Consider the following 15,381-nt stretch of genomic DNA (forward strand, 5'->3'; position numbering starts at 1 on the left):
ACCCCTGGGGCAGCCGGTGCCGCGATACGACCGTTACATCCTTGCGCAACTGCTGGTGCTCTTCGGCTTCTTCTCGCTGGTGCTTGTGTCGGTCTATTGGGTCAACCGCGCGGTGATCCTCTTTGACCAGCTCATCGCCGACGGCCAGTCGGCGGGCGTCTTCGTGGAGTTCACGGCGCTCTCACTGCCCAATGTGATCCGCCTCGTGCTCCCCATGGCAGCCTTCGTCGCCACCGTCTACGCCACCAACCGGCTGGCCTCCGAGTCCGAGCTGGTGGTGATCCAGGCCACCGGCTTCTCGGCCTGGCGCATGGCGCGGCCCGTTCTCTACTTCGGGCTCTTCGTGACTCTGCTGATGGCGGTGCTGGTGCATGTGCTGGTGCCCGCCTCGCGTGGCCAGCTGGCCGAGCGGCAGGCCGAGATCGCCAACAACATCACCGCCCGTTTCCTGACAGAGGGCCAGTTCCTGCATCCGGCAGAGGGTATCACCTTCTACATCCGCGAGATCTCGCCGGAGGGTGAGCTGCGCGACGTGTTCCTGTCGGACGCCCGCAATGCGCAAGAGCGCACCACCTACACCGCCTCCCGCGCTTTTCTGGTGCGCCAGGAGACCGGGCCGAAGCTGGTGATGTTCGATGGCGTGGCCCAGACCCTCTCGGCCGAGACCGAGCGACTCTTCACCACCTCCTTCTCCGATTTCTCCTACGATATCGGAGCGCTCATCACCTCGTCGAGCTTCGCCCGCACGGATATCCGCCACTACCCCACGCCTGCATTGTTCTCGCCCACGCCAGAGCTGCTGGAGCTCACCGGGCGCACCGCCGCCGAGTTCACCTACGAAGGCAATCTTCGCATCGCCCAGCCGTTCACCGCGCTCGTCGCCGCCCTCATCGGCTTCGCCACGCTCATCACCGGCGGCTTTTCGCGGTTCGGGGTCTGGCGCCAGATCCTGATATCGGTGGGGCTGCTGATCGTCGTGCAGGTGCTGGAGACGGTCGCAGCCGGGGCCGCACGCAAGGATGTGGCGCTCTGGCCCCTGGTCTACGTGCCGCTGGTGGTCGGGCTGGCGATCACCGCGGCCCTGCTCTGGTACGCCGACAGGCCCTTCATCTTTACCCGCAGGCGCAATGTGGAGGCCCCGGCATGAAGCTGCACCTCTACTTCGCCCGCAAGTTCGCGCTCTCGCTCGCCGGTGTGTTCGGCATCTTCGCGATCCTGCTCATCCTGCTCGACATCGTCGAACAGCTCCGCCGGTTCTCCGACAGCGGCATCTCCTTTGGCACCGCCTTCGAGCTCTCGCTGCTCTCCGTGCCCCAAACGCTCTACCGCATCCTGCCCCTTATCGTGCTGCTGGCCACGCTGGTGTTGTTTCTCGGCCTCGCCCGCAGCTCCGAGCTTGTCGTGACACGCGCCGCAGGCCGCTCGGCGCTCAGGGCGCTGATCTCGCCCGTCGTGGTCGCCCTCCTGCTGGGCGCCCTCGGAATCGCTGTGATGAACCCCATCGTCGCGGCCACGCAGGTCCGCTACGAGCAGAAGGCCGCCGATCTCGAGGCGGGCGGCGGGTCGGTGCTGTCGATTTCCGGCGAGGGGCTGTGGCTCAGGCAGGGCGGCCCCGAAGGGCAGACGGTGATCCGTGCCTCTCGCGCCAGCCTCGATGGCACAACCTTCGAGGGCGTGACCTTTCTCAGCTTTGCACCCGCCGGCAGTGAGTTACAGGGCCCGGTCCAGCGCATCGAGGCAGCCTCCGCCCGGCTTGAGCCGGGCCGCTGGGTGCTGGAAAATGCCAAGGTCTGGCCGCTGGTGGGCGTGCCCAACCCCGAGGCCGCGTCATCCCGCGCAATCGAGATGGAAGTGCCGTCGGCGCTGACGCTCGACCAGATCCGTGACAGCTTCGGGACACCCTCCGCCATTCCCATCTGGGAGCTGCCCGCTTTCATCGCCAACCTCGAGGGCGCGGGCTTCTCGGCGCGTCTGCACAAGGTCTGGATGCAGATGGAACTGGCTTTGCCGTTGTTCCTGATGGGCATGGTGCTGGTCGGCGCCGGCTTCACCATGCGCCACACCCGGTTCGGCAAGACCGGGCTGATGGTGCTCATGGCGCTGATGCTGGGCCTTGCCCTCTACTTCATCCGCAATTTCGCGCAGATCCTGGGAGAGAACGGCCAGATCCCGGTGGCCATGGCCGCCTGGACACCTCCGGTGGCGGGGATTCTCGCCTCGCTGGCCCTTCTTCTACATCTGGAGGACGGATGATGAGGCGGCTCTTCGCTTCGCTCATCGCCCTCGCAGGCCTCTTCGCGGTACTCATCGGCCCGGCCCGGGCACAGCAGTCCGAAGATGCCGTGCTCCTGGCCGACCGGGTGGAAATCGCCGGCAATGACAGGCTCATCGCCAGCGGCAACGTCGAGGTGATCCAGGGCACGACCCGGATGACAGCAAGCCGGATCGTCTACGACCAGTCCACCAACATGCTGGTGATCGACGGCCCCATTGCCCTGACCGACGGCGCGGATACCGTGATCCTCGCCTCCGACGCCGCGCTCTCGACAGACCTGCGCAACGGCCTCCTGCGCTCCGCCCGCATGGTGCTGGGCCAGCAGCTTCAGCTTGCGGCGGCAGAGATCAACCGGGTGAACGGGCGCTACACCCAGCTCTACAAGACGGTCGCCTCCACCTGCCAGGTCTGCGGCAAGCGCCCTGTGCCGCTCTGGCAGATCCGCGCCAAGCGGATCATCCACGACGAGGCAGAGCAACAGCTCTACTTCGACGGCGCCCGCTTCGAGGTGGCCGGCGTGCCCGTCTTCTACCTGCCCCGCCTGCGCCTTCCCGATCCGACCCTGAAACGCGCCACCGGCTTCCTTTCGCCCACCTTCCGCTCCACCGATGCGCTCGGCTTCGGGGTGAAGATCCCATACTTCATCACCATCGGCCCCCACGCCGATCTCACCCTCACGCCCTACCTGTCAACCAACTCGACCCGCACTCTGGAATACCGCTTCCGCCGCGCCTTCCGCGCAGGCACGCTCTCCTTCGAGGGGGCGGTCTCGGAGGATGACATCCGCGAGGGCGAGCTGCGCTCCTACCTCTTCACCGAAGGCGCCTTCGACATCGGCCGCGGCTACACCCTCACCTTCGATATCGAAACCGTCTCCGACACCGGCTACCTGCTGGACTACGACTATTCCGACAAGGACAGGCTCGACAGCGCCGCCGAAATCGCCCGCACCCGGCGCGACGAGAACTTCCGCGCAAACATCACGGCCTATCGCTCGCTGCGCGACAGCGAAAGCAACCAGACCCAGCCGACCGTGACAGCCGATCTCCACTACGAAAAGCGCTTCACACCGGGGTGGCTGGGCGGCTCGGCGGGCTTCACCTTCGACCTGCACCACCACTACCGTCGCTCAGATATCGATATCGACAGCGGCGACGACGATCTGGTGGTCGACGGCCGCGATGTCACCCGCGCCACCGCCCGCCTCGACTGGCGGCGCGACTGGCTGCTGGACAACGGCATCATGATCGGCGCTCTCGGCGCGCTGAACTTCGACTACACGCAGGTGAACGACGATGCCGCCTATACCGATGCGGTCTTCGAGGTGACGCCGCAAGCCGCCGTCGAGTTGCGCTGGCCCTTCATCCGCCGCTCGCCTCTGGCCACCCACATCCTCGAACCCATCGTCCAACTCGCCTGGACCCCCGAGAGCGACACCGACCTGCCCAATGACGAAAGCACCTTGCTGGAACTGGACGAAGGCAACCTCTTCTCGCTCGACCGATTCCCGGGCGGCGATGTCTACGAGCGTGGCCTGCGGGCCAATGTCGGCGTCCGCTGGACCCGCTTCGATGCAAATGGCTGGACGCTGGGCGTGACCCTGGGCCGCATCTTCCGCTTTGACGACCTCGGCCAGTTCGACGGCTACCCGGGCCTCGACGGCACGCGCTCCGACTGGCTCGCGGCAGTGCAACTGCAACTGCCCAACCGGCTCACCCTGACAAACCGCGCGCTCTTCGACGATGACTTTTCCTTCGCCAAGAACGAGCTGCGCGCCTCCTGGTCCACCGACAACCTCTCGCTCGCGGGCTCCTACATCTGGATGGAAGCCAACGCGCTGGAAAACCGCCCCCTCGACGTGAACGAAATCACCCTCGATTCCGCCTGGCAGGTTGATGACAACTGGCTGCTCTCGCTCGATTGGCGCTACGACGTGGAACAGGACCGGGCCGCCGAGGCCACCTTTGGCGTCGAGTGGCGCAACGAATGCGTCGAAGTCGATTTCTCGGTCTCCCGCCGCTTCACCTCCTCCACCGCCATCGACCCGACGACAGATGTCGGCCTGCAAGTCTCGCTCACCGGATTCGGAGCGGGCCGTGCCTCCCAACGGCACCTCGCACGTGGCTGCCGGGGCTGAGCCGATGCGGCCTCTTCTCCTGCGCTGCGCGCTGCTGCTCATCGTATCCACCGCCTCGGCCGCAGCGGCCATTGCCGAGTCGCAGCACAGGCCGTGGCCCAAATCCTGCGCCGAAGCCGTCGCCCGTCTGTCGCGCGAACTGCCTCCCGACGAAAGGCGCCGCCTTGCCGCGATGCCGGAAGACAAGCTGATCCTGCTGCACCACGGCTTCGGCACCCATATCCGCAACAGCCTCGGCCTCTGGCAGGGCAACCGCGATTTGGCCTTCGACTGCACAAAGCAGCGCGCTGCCCACCCCGATGAGGCGTCCATGGCCATAATCAGGGCACTATGGCAAAGCCTCCAACGCTGATCCGCGCTCTGCACTGCTGCGCAATCGCCGGGTTTTTCCCGCGGCACCGCGAGACCCGTGCGGCGCCAACCGGGCGTGACAAACCTCTGCGCCTTTGCGATAAGTCACCAACAATGACCAGAACAGCTTGCAGGCACCCATGATCTATTCGCGTTTCACCCTCCTGATGCGGTCCGCCCTGGCCGCTCTGCTGGTGCTCCTCTGTCTGCCCGCCACGGCGCAAGTCGCCTCGACCGACCTGTTCAAACCCGTGATCATGATCAACGGCAACGCGGTCACCAACTTCGAGGTGCAGCAGCGGATGATCATGCTGAAGCTCTTCCGCACGCCCGGCGACCTCGAAGAAGCCGCGCTGGAAGCCCTCATCGAAGATCGCCTGCGATTCATTGCCGCCGAAGAAATGGGGCTGGCCCTGACCGAAGAGGAAATCATCGAGGGCGAAGCCGAATTCGCCGGGCGCGCCAATCTGACACGCGAGGAGTTTCTCCAGGCGCTGGCCCAGGCTGGCGTTGCCCGCGAGAGCTTCCGCGATTTCGCCGCTGCCGGCCTGCTCTGGCGCCAGGTGGTGGCGCAACGCTTTGCCCAGCGGGCACAGGCCCAGGTGACAGAGGGTGACATCCAACGCGCAATCTCCGCCACAACGCGGCGCGGCGGCGGCGTGACGGTCGATTTCGCCGAGATCATCCTGCCCGCCAACACGCCCGCCGCCGCCGCACAGGCCGAGCGCCGGGCGGCCGAACTCGGCGGCACCACAATGTCCGAGGCCGCCTTCTCCTCCGCCGCACGCCGCTTCTCTGCGTCCCCCTCGCGGGCCCGTGGCGGCCGCATCCCGGAGCCGATCCCGCTGGGCAACCTGCCGGGCCCCATTGCCCAGGCGTTCCTCACCCTGGCACCTGGCGACACCACCGAACCTTTCCCGATCCCCAACGCCATCGCGATCTTCCAACTTCGCCGCCTGATCGACACCGACGCACCGGGCGACGAGACCATCGCGCTGGAATACGCCCGCTTCCTCATCCCCGGTGGCCGCACCGAGGAGACGCTCGCCGAGGCCGCCCGCGTCCGCAAGCGCGTCGATACCTGCGATGATCTCTACGCCGTCGCCAAGGGCCTTCCGCCACAGCGGCTCACCCGTGAAACCCGCGCCGCAGAAGACGTTCCGCGCGACATCGCTCTTGAGTTGGCCAAGCTGGACGCGGGCGAAAGCTCGACGGCGCTGACATCCGGCAATGCGCTGGTGTTTCTCATGCTGTGCGGGCGCACCGTCGCCACGCTGGAAGATGACAGCCCCGAGCCCACACTGCGCACCGGCAACATCGCCGCGCCGGTGGAGCCGGATGAAACCGCAGAGGCCCCCGAGGGCAGCGAGCCCGAAGGCACCGTGCCCGGCGTGCCCGAGGTCACCCGCCGCGCGGTGCGCGAACGGCTGGTCAACCAGATCGTCGCGGGCTACGCCGCAGGCTACCTCGCCGAGCTCAGGGCCAATGCCATCATCACCTACCCCTGAGGCACAGCCCCGCCCCATCGCCCTCTCCTGCGGCGACCCGGCCGGCATCGGTCCCGAAATCGCGGTGAAGGCCTGGCAGCGCTTCCGCGCGCGCCTGCCTTTTGCCTATATCGGCAGCCGTCGCCACCTGCCGCCCCACCTGCCCGTCACCCCGGTCGCCAGTGCCGCCGAGGCCGCCACCGTGGCGGCTGACGCTCTGCCGTTGATCGAGATCGACTTCGCAGGCAACAGCCAGCCCGGCCAGCCCGATCCGGCAGATGCCTCCGGCACCATCGCCGCCATCGAACGCGCGGTGGCCGAAGTGCGCTCCGGGGCCGCCGCCGCCCTGACCACCTGCCCCATCTCCAAGCTGGCGCTGATCGAGGGAGCCGCCTTCGCCTTCCCGGGTCATACCGAGTTTCTGGCCCACCTCGCGGGCGGCGACCTGACCCCGGTGATGATGCTGGCCTCAGAGGCCCTGCGCGTCGTGCCCGCCACCATCCACATTCCGCTCGCTCAGGTGCCCACGGCACTCACACCCGAGCTGCTCAGCGAAACCATCCGCATCACCGCCGCCGCCCTCACCCGTGATTTCGGCCTCACCGCCCCCCGCATCGCCGTGTCCGGCCTCAACCCCCACGCAGGCGAAGGCGGCAAGATCGGCACCGAAGAGCTGCGCTGGATCACCGCCACGCTCGATGGCCTCCGCGCCGAGGGCCTCGCCCTCACCGGCCCCCTGCCCGCTGACACCATGTTCCACGCCGCCGCCCGCACCCGCTATGACGCGGCAGTCTGCATGTATCACGATCAGGCCCTGATCCCGGCCAAGACGCTCGCCTTCGACAGCGCGGTGAACGTCACCCTCGGCCTGCCCTTCATCCGCACCTCGCCCGATCACGGCACCGCCTATGACATCGCCGGCAAGGGCATCGCCACCCCCGCCTCCCTCTGCGCCGCGCTCGAAATGGCGCGCGACATGAGCATCGCCAGAGGCCGCAATGGCGCAGATTGACGGGCTCCCGCCGCTGCGCGAGGTGATCGCCACTCACGGGCTGGCAGCCAAAAAGTCGCTCGGCCAGAACTTCCTGCTCGATCTCAACCTCACCTCCCGCATCGCCCGCATCCCCGGCGATCTGAGCGAGGCCGACGTGCTCGAAATCGGCCCCGGCCCGGGCGGCCTCACCCGTGGCCTGCTGGCCAACGGCGCCCGCCGCGTGCTGGCCATTGAAAAAGATGCCCGCTGCCTCCCCGCCCTAGCCGAGATCGCCGAGGCCTACCCCGGCAGGTTGACGGTGCTTGAAGGCGACGCGCTGGAAATAGACCCGCTCCAGCACCTCACCGCCCCCATCCACGTGGTGGCGAACCTGCCCTACAACGTGGGCACAGAACTGCTGATCCGCTGGCTCACGCCCCATGACTGGCCGCCCTACTGGCAAAGCCTCACCCTGATGTTCCAGCGCGAGGTGGCCGAGCGCATCGTGGCCCAGCCCGGCACCAAGGCCTACGGACGCCTCGCCGTTCTAGCGCAATGGAAGGCCGAAGCCCGCATCGCGCTCTCTCTCCCGCCCGAGGCTTTCACCCCGCCGCCCAAGGTCTCCTCCGCCGTCGTCCACCTCACGCCCCGGCCCGCGCCTGCCCATCCAGCCGATCCGGTGATGATGGAGCGCGTGGTGGCCAAGGCCTTCAACCAGCGCCGCAAGATGCTCCGGGCTGCCCTCAAAGGAATGCACCCCGAGATCGAGGCCAAGCTCGAAGAGGCCGGCATCAAGCCCACGGCCCGCGCCGAAACCCTCTCCATCGCGCAATTCGCCGCCCTCGCCCGCACCCTCGGCTGAGATTGGCACGGCTCTCCCGCTGCACGCCATTCACCTCTCAAAGCGCCCCTTCCCCTCTCCATGCCTTTGCTTCGCCAAGCCTGGCCCCTCTCGATCTCGGCAACGTCACACCAGCACCGATGTTAACCCTAACTCCGGTTAACCTTAACGCGCGCCCGCTCAAAACGCTCACCCCGCACCATTTTCTTGCTGAAAATACTCCCGGAGGGCGCCACTGGCTCGAGCCAAGTGGCGACGGGGCAGCGTCCCTACTCCGAAACGGGCCACGGGGCACCGACATCCGCAGTACCCCCACAAACGCAAAACGCGCCCCGAAGAGCGCGTCTCACGTCCGGTCAGTCGATCCGACCTACTCGGCGGCCTTGGTCTCGGCCCCGCTGCCTTCGCCGCCACCCTCACCGCCGCTGGCTTCCGCAGCCGGCTTGCGGGTGCGCTTGCGGCGCGGTTTCTGCGGCTTGCTCTCAGGCGTTTCCACGAGGCCGCTGTCGCCGCTCTCCTCGGTGTCCACCACGTCCATCACGTCCGAGCCGCCACCACCCTTGCGGTCGTTGCCCCGGTCGTTCTGGCGCTCCTTCGGACGATCCTCGCCGCCCTGCTGGCCACCCTCATCGCCCTGCTGGCGGTCCTGGTTGCCACCGCCTTGCTGCACGTTGTTCTGGTTGCCCTGGTTGTTGTTCTGATTGTTGTTCTGGTTGTTGTTGTGCTGCTGCTGGCGCTCCTGCTGCTCGCGCTGCGCCTCGCCCAGCATCCGGATGTAGTGTTCCGCGTGCTGCTGAAAATTCTCTGCCGCCACACGGTCATTGCCCAATTGGGCATCCCGGAAAAGCTGCTGATATTTGTCGATGATCTGCTGCGGCGTGCCCCGCACCTTGCCTTCTGGCCCCGAGCTATCGAAGACCCGGTTGACGATATTGCCCATCGAGCGCGAGCGGTTCCCCTTGGAACGCGAACGTGACTTGGAAGATCTCATGTATTAACGGTCCGCCTTGTTGCGGTTTTTGCCAGACCCGGCCGCTTCTCAGCGGTCTTGAAATGGTGGGGTCGGCGATTGGGTGACAGCGAGAGGGCGTGCGCCCAAGCACCGCGCCTCTGCAATCCTGTTATATGGCGCTGAGAGGCCGTTACAAGCAAAAAATACCCTCGAAGCGGCCTGTCACCCCCCAAAACCGGCAGTATTGCGCAAGAATGCGCCGGTTCATTGCCGCGCGGCCCGCCCTGACACCACCCTGTCGCGCCCGTCCAGATCGGGCAGCACGCTGATCTCGCCAAGCCCGGTCGCGGCGAAGATGGCGCGCACCGCCGCGCCCTGGGTCGGCCCGATCTCCACCAGCACGCGCCCGCCAGGTGCCAGATGATGCCCGAGCCCCTCGGCAATGGCGCGATAGGCGCTCAACCCGTCGGCGCCATCCGTCAGCGCAGCTCGCGGCTCATGCGCAAGTTCCGGCGCCAGCCCGGCCATCTCTTGCTCCGCGATATAAGGTGGGTTGGATACGATCAGGTCGAACCGCCCCCTGAGCCGCTCATACCAGTCAGACCGCACGAAACCGGCACGCCCGGCAAGCCCCAGAGCCGCGGCGTTCCGCTCAGCCACTGCGATCGCACCGGGCGAAAGCTCCAGCCCGACGCCGCGTGCAGACGCGCATTCTGCAAGCAATGACAACAGGATACACCCCGACCCTGACCCAAGGTCGAGCACGTCGGCAAAGGGCTCCTTCAGTGCTTCGGCAACCAGCACCTCGGTCTCCGGGCGCGGGTCGAGCACCTCCGGCGTCACCTCGAAGCGGTGGCCCCAGAACTCCCGCCACCCGCGGATGTGGCTCATCGGCTCCCGGGCCGCCCGCCGCGTCAGGAACGCATCAAAGCGCTGCATCTCCGACGCCTCCAGCGGGCGAAAGCGCGCCACCAGCAGCCCCGGCTCCAGCCCCAGCACCGCTTCCAGAATCTGGCGCACCTCACGCTGCGCCCCCTCAATGCCCGCGCTCTCCAGCCGAGCGATGCCATGGGCCAGGCAGACCTGAAGGCTCTCGCCCGTCAACCGGACATCTCCGCCAGCTTTCTCGCCTGGTCGTCGGCAATCAGCGCCTCGATGATCTCGCCCAGCTCACCCTGCATCACCCGGTCAAGGCTGTAGAGCGTCAGGTTGATGCGGTGATCTGTCACGCGCCCCTGCGGAAAGTTGTAGGTCCGGATGCGCTCGCTGCGGTCGCCCGAGCCCACCTGGCTTTTGCGGTCGGCGCTGCGTTCACTGTCCACCCGTTGGCGCTCAAGGTCATAGAGCCGCGTGCGCAAGACCTGCATGGCAATCTCGCGGTTGCGGTGCTGGCTCTTCTCGCTGCTCACCACCACCACGCCGGTCGGCAGGTGGGTGATCCGCACCGCCGAATCGGTGGTGTTCACATGCTGCCCGCCCGCCCCGCTCGCGCGCATGGTGTCGATCCGGATGTCGCTGGCAGGGATGTCCACGTCCACCTCCTCCGCCTCCGGGAGCACGGCGACAGTTGCCGCAGAGGTGTGAATGCGCCCGCCACTCTCGGTCTCCGGCACCCGCTGCACCCGATGAACGCCGCTCTCGAACTTGAGCCGCGCAAAGACACCCTCGCCCTTCACATGCACCACGGCTTCCTTCACACCGCCCAGCTCTGTCTCGGCAAATTCGATCACGTCGAACCCCCAACCCTGTGCCTCGGCATAACGCTGGTACATCCGCAGCAGGTCTCCGGCGAAGAGGGCCGCCTCGTCGCCACCTGTTCCAGGCCGTATCTCGATCATCGCGGGCCGGGCATCGGCGGCATCCTTCGGCAGCAGCGCAAGCTGCAAAGCCTCTTCGATCTCCGGCAGGCGGCCCTTCAGCGCGGGCAGCTCCTCCTCGGCCAGTTCCGCCATCTCCGGATCGGCCAGCATCGCCTCGGCCTCGGCCAGGTCGGCCCGCACCTGCCGCCAGGCGCCGATCTGCTCCACAACCGGCTTCAACTCGGCATACTCCCGCCCCAGCCGCGCAATTTCCTCGCCGCTCACGCCCGCATTCATCCGCGCTTCGATATATTCGAACCGCGCGGTGATCTCCGCCAGTCTGTCGTCTGAAACCATGCGTTTCCTCTCCCCCATCACCACGCTTTGGTCAAGGCTCGGCTCGTGCTACGGTGCTGAAATGAGGTATCTTCTGGTGCTTGTCCTGACGGTCTCGCCCGCCTTCGCCGATGGCACCATCGGCGGCAAGACGGTGGATTGCTACTGCACCGACAGCAAGGGAAGCCGCATCGAGCTGGGCGAAAACATCTGCCTCACCGTCGACGGGCGCAGCTTTACGGCACAGTGCCAGATGTCGCTCAACGTGCCGATGTGGCGCGAGATCCGGCCGGGTTGCCTCAGCTCTTCCCTGCGCCCAGGCCAGCTTCCGCAATCCACCGCTCCAGCCGGCGCCGGTTGACTCCCAGATCGCTGCGCCCGAAGACGAGATGCGCATGCACATGCAGTGCCCCCGCGCTGTCTCGCCAAACCCGGGTGATGTCCGGAAATCGCCAGATCAGCGACCGCGTCACATAGGTGCCCTCACGCGGCGACACGGTGCTGTCATCGGCCAGCGCCACCGCCTTCAGCCGCGCCTCCGCATCCTTCGGGGCACCGGGAATCACAAGCTTTACGCCCCCTTCCAGGTCATGCCAGCCCGGCCCGTCCGGCCCAGGTTCGGCCTCCAGCCGCGCCTCCGGCAGGGGCGCCAGCCGCACCCAGGCCATCGCGCCCAGAAACAGCGCAACCAGCGCCACCACAGCCCACTTCAGCACAGCCCCAACTCCATTTTCTTGCTGAAAATACTCATTCCGACCGCCGACAATCCCCGCGCCCTCACTTTGGCGCGCTCCTAGTCTGCCACGTCCTCGGGCGCCGCCTCTTCGGCAGACGTCTCACCGGCAGGCTCCTCCACCGCCTCGGGCTCAGGCGCCGCCACAGGATCAGCCTCCTCCACAGGATCAGCCTCGGGCTGCGGTGCCTCCGCAGCCTCAACCGCCGCCTTCAAGGCCGCGATTTCCGCCGCCTGCGCCGCCACCGACTCTTCCAGCCGCCCGATCCCGGCGCTGACCTCACCCATCGAAACGCCCACCGCCTCGACATTGCTGCGAAGCACGTAATCCGCCACCAGAAACGCAATCACGCCCGCGCCCACCCATGTGATCGCCAGCCGCACCAGCCAGGCCGTCACCGTCGTCTTGAACATCTCATCTTCCCTTCCGGCGGGACGTGTCCCGCCCTTGCTTCCGCCGCCCGGCGCCCCAAAGGCAAATCAGCTCCATCGCCACATGCGCACCCGCAACCGCTGTAATGCCCCCATGGTCGAACGGCGGCGAAACTTCCACCACGTCGCCCCCACCACGTTCACCCCGGCCATGCCCCGCAGGATCGCCGCCGCCTGCGCGCTGCTCAAGCCGCCCCACACCGGCGTGCCGGTGCCCGGCGCAAAGGCCGGGTCCAGCCCGTCGATGTCAAAGCTGACGTAGCAGGGCGCATCGCCCACCCGCTCGCGGATCATCTCCGCCACCGCTTGCGGGCCAATGTCGTGCACCTCCGGCGCGTCGATGATCTTGATCCCCATCGTGTCGGGGTTCACCGTGCGGATGCCCACCTGCACCGCGCGCTCCACGTCGATCAGCCCCTCCTTCACCGCCTTGTAGGCAAAGGTGCCGTGGTCGATCCGCTCCGGGTCGTCATCCACCCATGTATCGGTATGGGCATCGAACTGCACATAGGCCAGCGGCCCATGCTTGGCCGCATGTGCCCGCAGGATCGGCAGGGTGATCGAGTGATCGCCCCCCAGCGTGATGCACCCACAGCCAGCACCGAGAATGCCCGCCACATGGGCCTCCAGCGCTTTAGGGAACTCCCAGACCTTGGCATAGTCAAAGGCCATATCGCCGTAATCGGCAATCGCCAGCTCCTCCAGCGGGTCGTAATCCCAGCCATAGGGCGGATCATAGGGCTGCAAGGTGCTCGCCTCCCGGATCGCCCTCGGCCCCAGCCGGGTGCCTGTCCGGTTCGTCACCGACTGGTCAAACGGCACGCCCGTCACCGCCAAGTCATAACCCGCCAAATCCTTGGTATAACGCCGCCGCAAAAAGCTCGTCGCCCCGCCAAAGGTGTTCTCAAAGCTCGCGCCCCGCCGGTTTTCCCGCGTAAACGCCTGATCTACCTGTGTCTTCGCGTCCTCCAGCGCCATCCCTCAGGCCTCCACCGGCTGCGCCCGCTCCACGAGCCGGGCAAAGAAGCTTGCGCCCACCGGGGCCACGCTGTCGTTGAAATCGTACTTCGGATGATGAAGCGAGGCGCCATCACCCTGCCCGAGGAACAGGAAGGCCCCGGGCCGCGCCTCCAGCATGTAGGAGAAATCCTCCGCCCCCATCTCCGGCGTGCCCGCGCGCTCCACATGCTCCGCACCGGCAATCTCATCGGCCACATCTGCGGCAAATCCCGCGTTCTCCGCCGTGTTCACCGTCGCCGGGTAGCCCTCGTGATAAACCAGCTCCGCCTCTACCCCGAAGGCCGCCGCCTGCCCTGCCACGATCTCGCCCATCCGCAGGCGGACCATCGACCGCACCTCCGGGTCCAACGTGCGCACCGTCCCGTTGATCCACGCAGAGTCGGGGATGATGTTATCCGCACTCCCGGCATGGATCTGGGTCACGCTCACCACCAGCTCCTCCATCGCATAATGGTTCCGGCTGACGATGGTGTTCACCGCGCTGACGATTCCCACCGCCGCCACGATCGGGTCGCGTGTCTGGTGCGGCATTGCGCCATGGCCGCCCACGCCTTTCACGTTCACTTCCCAGCTGTCCACGGCGGCAAGGATCGGCCCCGGCGTCGTCAAGAATGCCCCCTCCTCCATCCCCGGCGCATTGTGAATGCCGTACACCTCGGTGATCCCGAACCTGTCCATGATCCCGGCCTTCACCATGGCCTCTCCGCCCGCGCCACCCTCTTCGGCAGGCTGAAAGATCAGCGCCACGGAGCCGGCAAAATTGCGCGTCTCCGCCAGGTATTTCGCCGCCCCCAGCAGCATCGTCGTATGCCCGTCATGCCCACAGGCATGCATCTTGCCCGGCACCGTGCTCGCATGCGCCGCCCCGGTCGCCTCCTCGATCGGCAGGGCATCCATATCGGCCCGCAGCCCCACGCGGCGCGCGCTCGCGCCCTTGCCGTGGATCAGCGCCACAAGCCCGCTCTCGGCGATGCCCTCATGCACCTCGTCCACCCCGAACTCGCGCAGCTTGCCCGCCACGAAACCCGCCGTCTCGTGGCAGTCGAACCCCAGTTCGGGATGCATGTGCAGATGCCGCCGCCACGCGGTCATCTCCTCGGAATATCCGGCGATCCGGTTGACGATGGGCATGGGCTGGGTTCCTCTCTCCTGAGATACCCGCACCAAATCCCATCCGGAGCCCACCTTCAATGGCCGACCCGACAGACCCGCTGATTTTTGACCAAACGGCAGACGACGCCCGCCAGATGCAGCGGCTCCTCGCCATCATGGCCTGTCTGCGCGACCCCGAGAAGGGCTGCCCCTGGGACATCGAGCAGACCTACGCCACCATAGCCCCCTACACCATCGAGGAGGCGCATGAGGTGGCCGACGCCATCGCGCGCGAAGCCTGGGGCGAGCTTGAAGGCGAGCTGGGCGATCTGCTGCTTCAAGCGGTATATTTCGCCCAGATGGGAAGGGAAGACGGCCATTTCACCTTCGCCTCAATCGCCCGAAACGTCTCCGACAAGATGGTCGCCCGCCACCCCCATATCTTCGGCGATGAGAGCCGCGACAAATCGGCCGAACAGCAAACCCTCGACTGGGAAAAGCAGAAGGCCGCCGAACGCGCCGCCAAGGGCGAAACCCGCACGCTCGACGGCGTCGCCCTCGGCCTCCCCGCCCTGACCCGCGCCCTCAAGCTGCAAAAACGCGCCGCCCGCGTCGGCTTCGACTGGACCGATGTGAAGGACGTCGTCACCAAGCTCCAGGAAGAGGCCGCCGAACTGGCCGAGGCCGAAGACGATCCCGACGCGCTGGAAGACGAGATGGGAGACATGCTCTTCGTCCTCACCAACCTCGCCCGCCACAAGGGGATAGACCCGGAAGCCGCCCTGCGCCGCACCAACGCCAAGTTCACCCGCCGTTTCAATGCGATAGAAGACGCGCTCGACGCCGAAGGCCGAACGCCCCAGCAGGCCACGCTGGAGGAAATGGACGCGCTCTGGACCCGCATCAAGCAGGCTGAGAAAGCTGCCGCGCCCTCAGGCTGAGGCCCCCAACCC

The 15,381-nt window shown here is 66.8% G+C and carries 15 protein-coding genes and 1 pseudogene; 9 read left to right on the forward strand and 7 right to left on the reverse strand.

Going from position 1 to position 15,381, the window contains the following annotated elements:
• Positions 1-16 precede the first annotated feature (16 nt).
• The 7 genes from lptF to rsmA all read left to right on the forward strand — a co-directional run bounded on the left by lptF (position 17) and on the right by rsmA (position 8,085).
• Entirely contained in the window at positions 17-1,147 is a 1,131-nt protein-coding gene (gene lptF, locus DYI42_RS14565) for an LPS export ABC transporter permease LptF (protein ID WP_213546722.1), read from the forward strand.
• Positions 1,144-2,253 (forward strand): LPS export ABC transporter permease LptG, encoded by a 1,110-nt coding sequence (gene lptG / locus DYI42_RS14570; RefSeq protein ID WP_213546723.1) that lies wholly within the window; start codon positions 1,144-1,146, stop codon positions 2,251-2,253. Before lptF ends, lptG begins: the two co-directional genes overlap by 4 nt.
• Positions 2,253-4,412, forward strand: coding sequence for an LPS-assembly protein LptD (locus DYI42_RS14575; protein ID WP_213546724.1), 2,160 nt, complete (start codon positions 2,253-2,255; stop codon positions 4,410-4,412). Before lptG ends, DYI42_RS14575 begins: the two co-directional genes overlap by 1 nt.
• Positions 4,413-4,416: 4 nt before the next feature.
• Positions 4,417-4,764, forward strand: a complete 348-nt coding sequence (locus DYI42_RS14580) for a DUF6794 domain-containing protein (protein ID WP_213546725.1) — start codon at positions 4,417-4,419, stop codon at positions 4,762-4,764.
• 139 nt (positions 4,765-4,903) lie between these two features.
• Positions 4,904-6,271: a peptidylprolyl isomerase gene (locus DYI42_RS14585; protein ID WP_213546726.1), complete on the forward strand. Its 1,368-nt coding sequence runs from the start codon at positions 4,904-4,906 to the stop codon at positions 6,269-6,271.
• The gene (pdxA, locus tag DYI42_RS14590) at positions 6,249-7,262 is read left to right on the forward strand and encodes a 4-hydroxythreonine-4-phosphate dehydrogenase PdxA (RefSeq protein WP_213546727.1); all 1,014 of its coding nucleotides are present in this window, start codon (positions 6,249-6,251) and stop codon (positions 7,260-7,262) included. The genes DYI42_RS14585 and pdxA overlap by 23 nt, the downstream gene beginning before the upstream one ends.
• Entirely contained in the window at positions 7,249-8,085 is an 837-nt protein-coding gene (gene rsmA, locus DYI42_RS14595) for a 16S rRNA (adenine(1518)-N(6)/adenine(1519)-N(6))-dimethyltransferase RsmA (RefSeq protein ID WP_213546728.1), read from the forward strand. The genes pdxA and rsmA overlap by 14 nt, the downstream gene beginning before the upstream one ends.
• Before the next feature lie 349 nt (positions 8,086-8,434).
• On the opposite strand, the gene DYI42_RS14600 is transcribed toward rsmA, so the two are convergent.
• From DYI42_RS14600 to prfA, 3 genes are all read right to left on the reverse strand, one after another.
• Positions 8,435-9,055 carry a DUF4167 domain-containing protein gene (locus DYI42_RS14600; protein ID WP_213546729.1) on the reverse strand — a complete coding sequence of 207 codons (621 nt, stop codon included), beginning with the start codon at positions 9,053-9,055 and terminating at the stop codon, positions 8,435-8,437.
• Between the two features lie 225 nt (positions 9,056-9,280).
• Positions 9,281-10,120 (reverse strand): peptide chain release factor N(5)-glutamine methyltransferase, encoded by an 840-nt coding sequence (gene prmC, locus DYI42_RS14605; protein ID WP_244867940.1) that lies wholly within the window; start codon positions 10,118-10,120, stop codon positions 9,281-9,283.
• Positions 10,117-11,172: a peptide chain release factor 1 gene (prfA, locus tag DYI42_RS14610; protein ID WP_213546730.1), complete on the reverse strand. Its 1,056-nt coding sequence runs from the start codon at positions 11,170-11,172 to the stop codon at positions 10,117-10,119. The genes prmC and prfA overlap by 4 nt, the downstream gene beginning before the upstream one ends.
• A 61-nt stretch (positions 11,173-11,233) precedes the next feature.
• Between prfA and DYI42_RS14615 the strand changes: the two genes are divergently transcribed.
• Positions 11,234-11,512 (forward strand): hypothetical protein, encoded by a 279-nt coding sequence (locus DYI42_RS14615; RefSeq protein WP_213546731.1) that lies wholly within the window; start codon positions 11,234-11,236, stop codon positions 11,510-11,512.
• Here the strand turns inward: DYI42_RS14615 and DYI42_RS14620 are convergent.
• The 4 genes and pseudogenes from DYI42_RS14620 to DYI42_RS14635 form a co-directional block, all read right to left on the reverse strand.
• Entirely contained in the window at positions 11,451-11,867 is a 417-nt protein-coding gene (locus tag DYI42_RS14620; protein ID WP_213546732.1) for a DUF1499 domain-containing protein, read from the reverse strand. The two genes, DYI42_RS14615 and DYI42_RS14620, sit on opposite strands and share 62 nt — an antisense overlap.
• Positions 11,868-11,944: 77 nt before the next feature.
• Entirely contained in the window at positions 11,945-12,298 is a 354-nt protein-coding gene (locus DYI42_RS14625; protein WP_213546733.1) for a hypothetical protein, read from the reverse strand.
• 1 nt (position 12,299) lies between these two features.
• A pseudogene (gene speB / locus DYI42_RS14630) lies at positions 12,300-13,294 on the reverse strand (agmatinase).
• A gap of 3 nt (positions 13,295-13,297) precedes the next feature.
• The gene (locus DYI42_RS14635) at positions 13,298-14,467 is read right to left on the reverse strand and encodes a M20 aminoacylase family protein (protein ID WP_213546734.1); all 1,170 of its coding nucleotides are present in this window, start codon (positions 14,465-14,467) and stop codon (positions 13,298-13,300) included.
• 59 nt (positions 14,468-14,526) lie between these two features.
• Between DYI42_RS14635 and mazG the strand changes: the two genes are divergently transcribed.
• Complete coding sequence (gene mazG, locus DYI42_RS14640; protein WP_213546735.1) at positions 14,527-15,369, forward strand: nucleoside triphosphate pyrophosphohydrolase; 843 nt, start codon at positions 14,527-14,529, stop codon at positions 15,367-15,369.
• Positions 15,370-15,381: the final 12 nt, after the last annotated feature.

Origin of the sequence: Vannielia litorea (assembly GCF_018424695.1) — a bacterium.
Classification (GTDB): domain Bacteria; phylum Pseudomonadota; class Alphaproteobacteria; order Rhodobacterales; family Rhodobacteraceae; genus Vannielia; species Vannielia litorea_A.

Excerpts from the sequence above, each read along its gene's own strand:
- pdxA (WP_213546727.1), top strand. The coding sequence starts at position 6,249 with ATGCCATCATCACCTACCCCTGAGGCACAGCCCCGCCCCATCGCCCTC.
- DYI42_RS14615 (WP_213546731.1), top strand. The coding sequence starts at position 11,234 with ATGAGGTATCTTCTGGTGCTTGTCCTGACGGTCTCGCCCGCCTTCGCC.
- rsmA (WP_213546728.1), top strand. The coding sequence starts at position 7,249 with ATGGCGCAGATTGACGGGCTCCCGCCGCTGCGCGAGGTGATCGCCACT.
- DYI42_RS14585 (WP_213546726.1), top strand. The coding sequence starts at position 4,904 with ATGATCTATTCGCGTTTCACCCTCCTGATGCGGTCCGCCCTGGCCGCT.
- DYI42_RS14635 (WP_213546734.1), bottom strand. The coding sequence starts at position 14,467 with ATGCCCATCGTCAACCGGATCGCCGGATATTCCGAGGAGATGACCGCG.
- DYI42_RS14600 (WP_213546729.1), bottom strand. The coding sequence starts at position 9,055 with ATGAGATCTTCCAAGTCACGTTCGCGTTCCAAGGGGAACCGCTCGCGC.
- mazG (WP_213546735.1), top strand. The coding sequence starts at position 14,527 with ATGGCCGACCCGACAGACCCGCTGATTTTTGACCAAACGGCAGACGAC.
- lptG (WP_213546723.1), top strand. The coding sequence starts at position 1,144 with ATGAAGCTGCACCTCTACTTCGCCCGCAAGTTCGCGCTCTCGCTCGCC.
- DYI42_RS14575 (WP_213546724.1), top strand. The coding sequence starts at position 2,253 with ATGAGGCGGCTCTTCGCTTCGCTCATCGCCCTCGCAGGCCTCTTCGCG.
- prfA (WP_213546730.1), bottom strand. The coding sequence starts at position 11,172 with ATGGTTTCAGACGACAGACTGGCGGAGATCACCGCGCGGTTCGAATAT.
- DYI42_RS14580 (WP_213546725.1), top strand. The coding sequence starts at position 4,417 with ATGCGGCCTCTTCTCCTGCGCTGCGCGCTGCTGCTCATCGTATCCACC.
- DYI42_RS14625 (WP_213546733.1), bottom strand. The coding sequence starts at position 12,298 with ATGTTCAAGACGACGGTGACGGCCTGGCTGGTGCGGCTGGCGATCACA.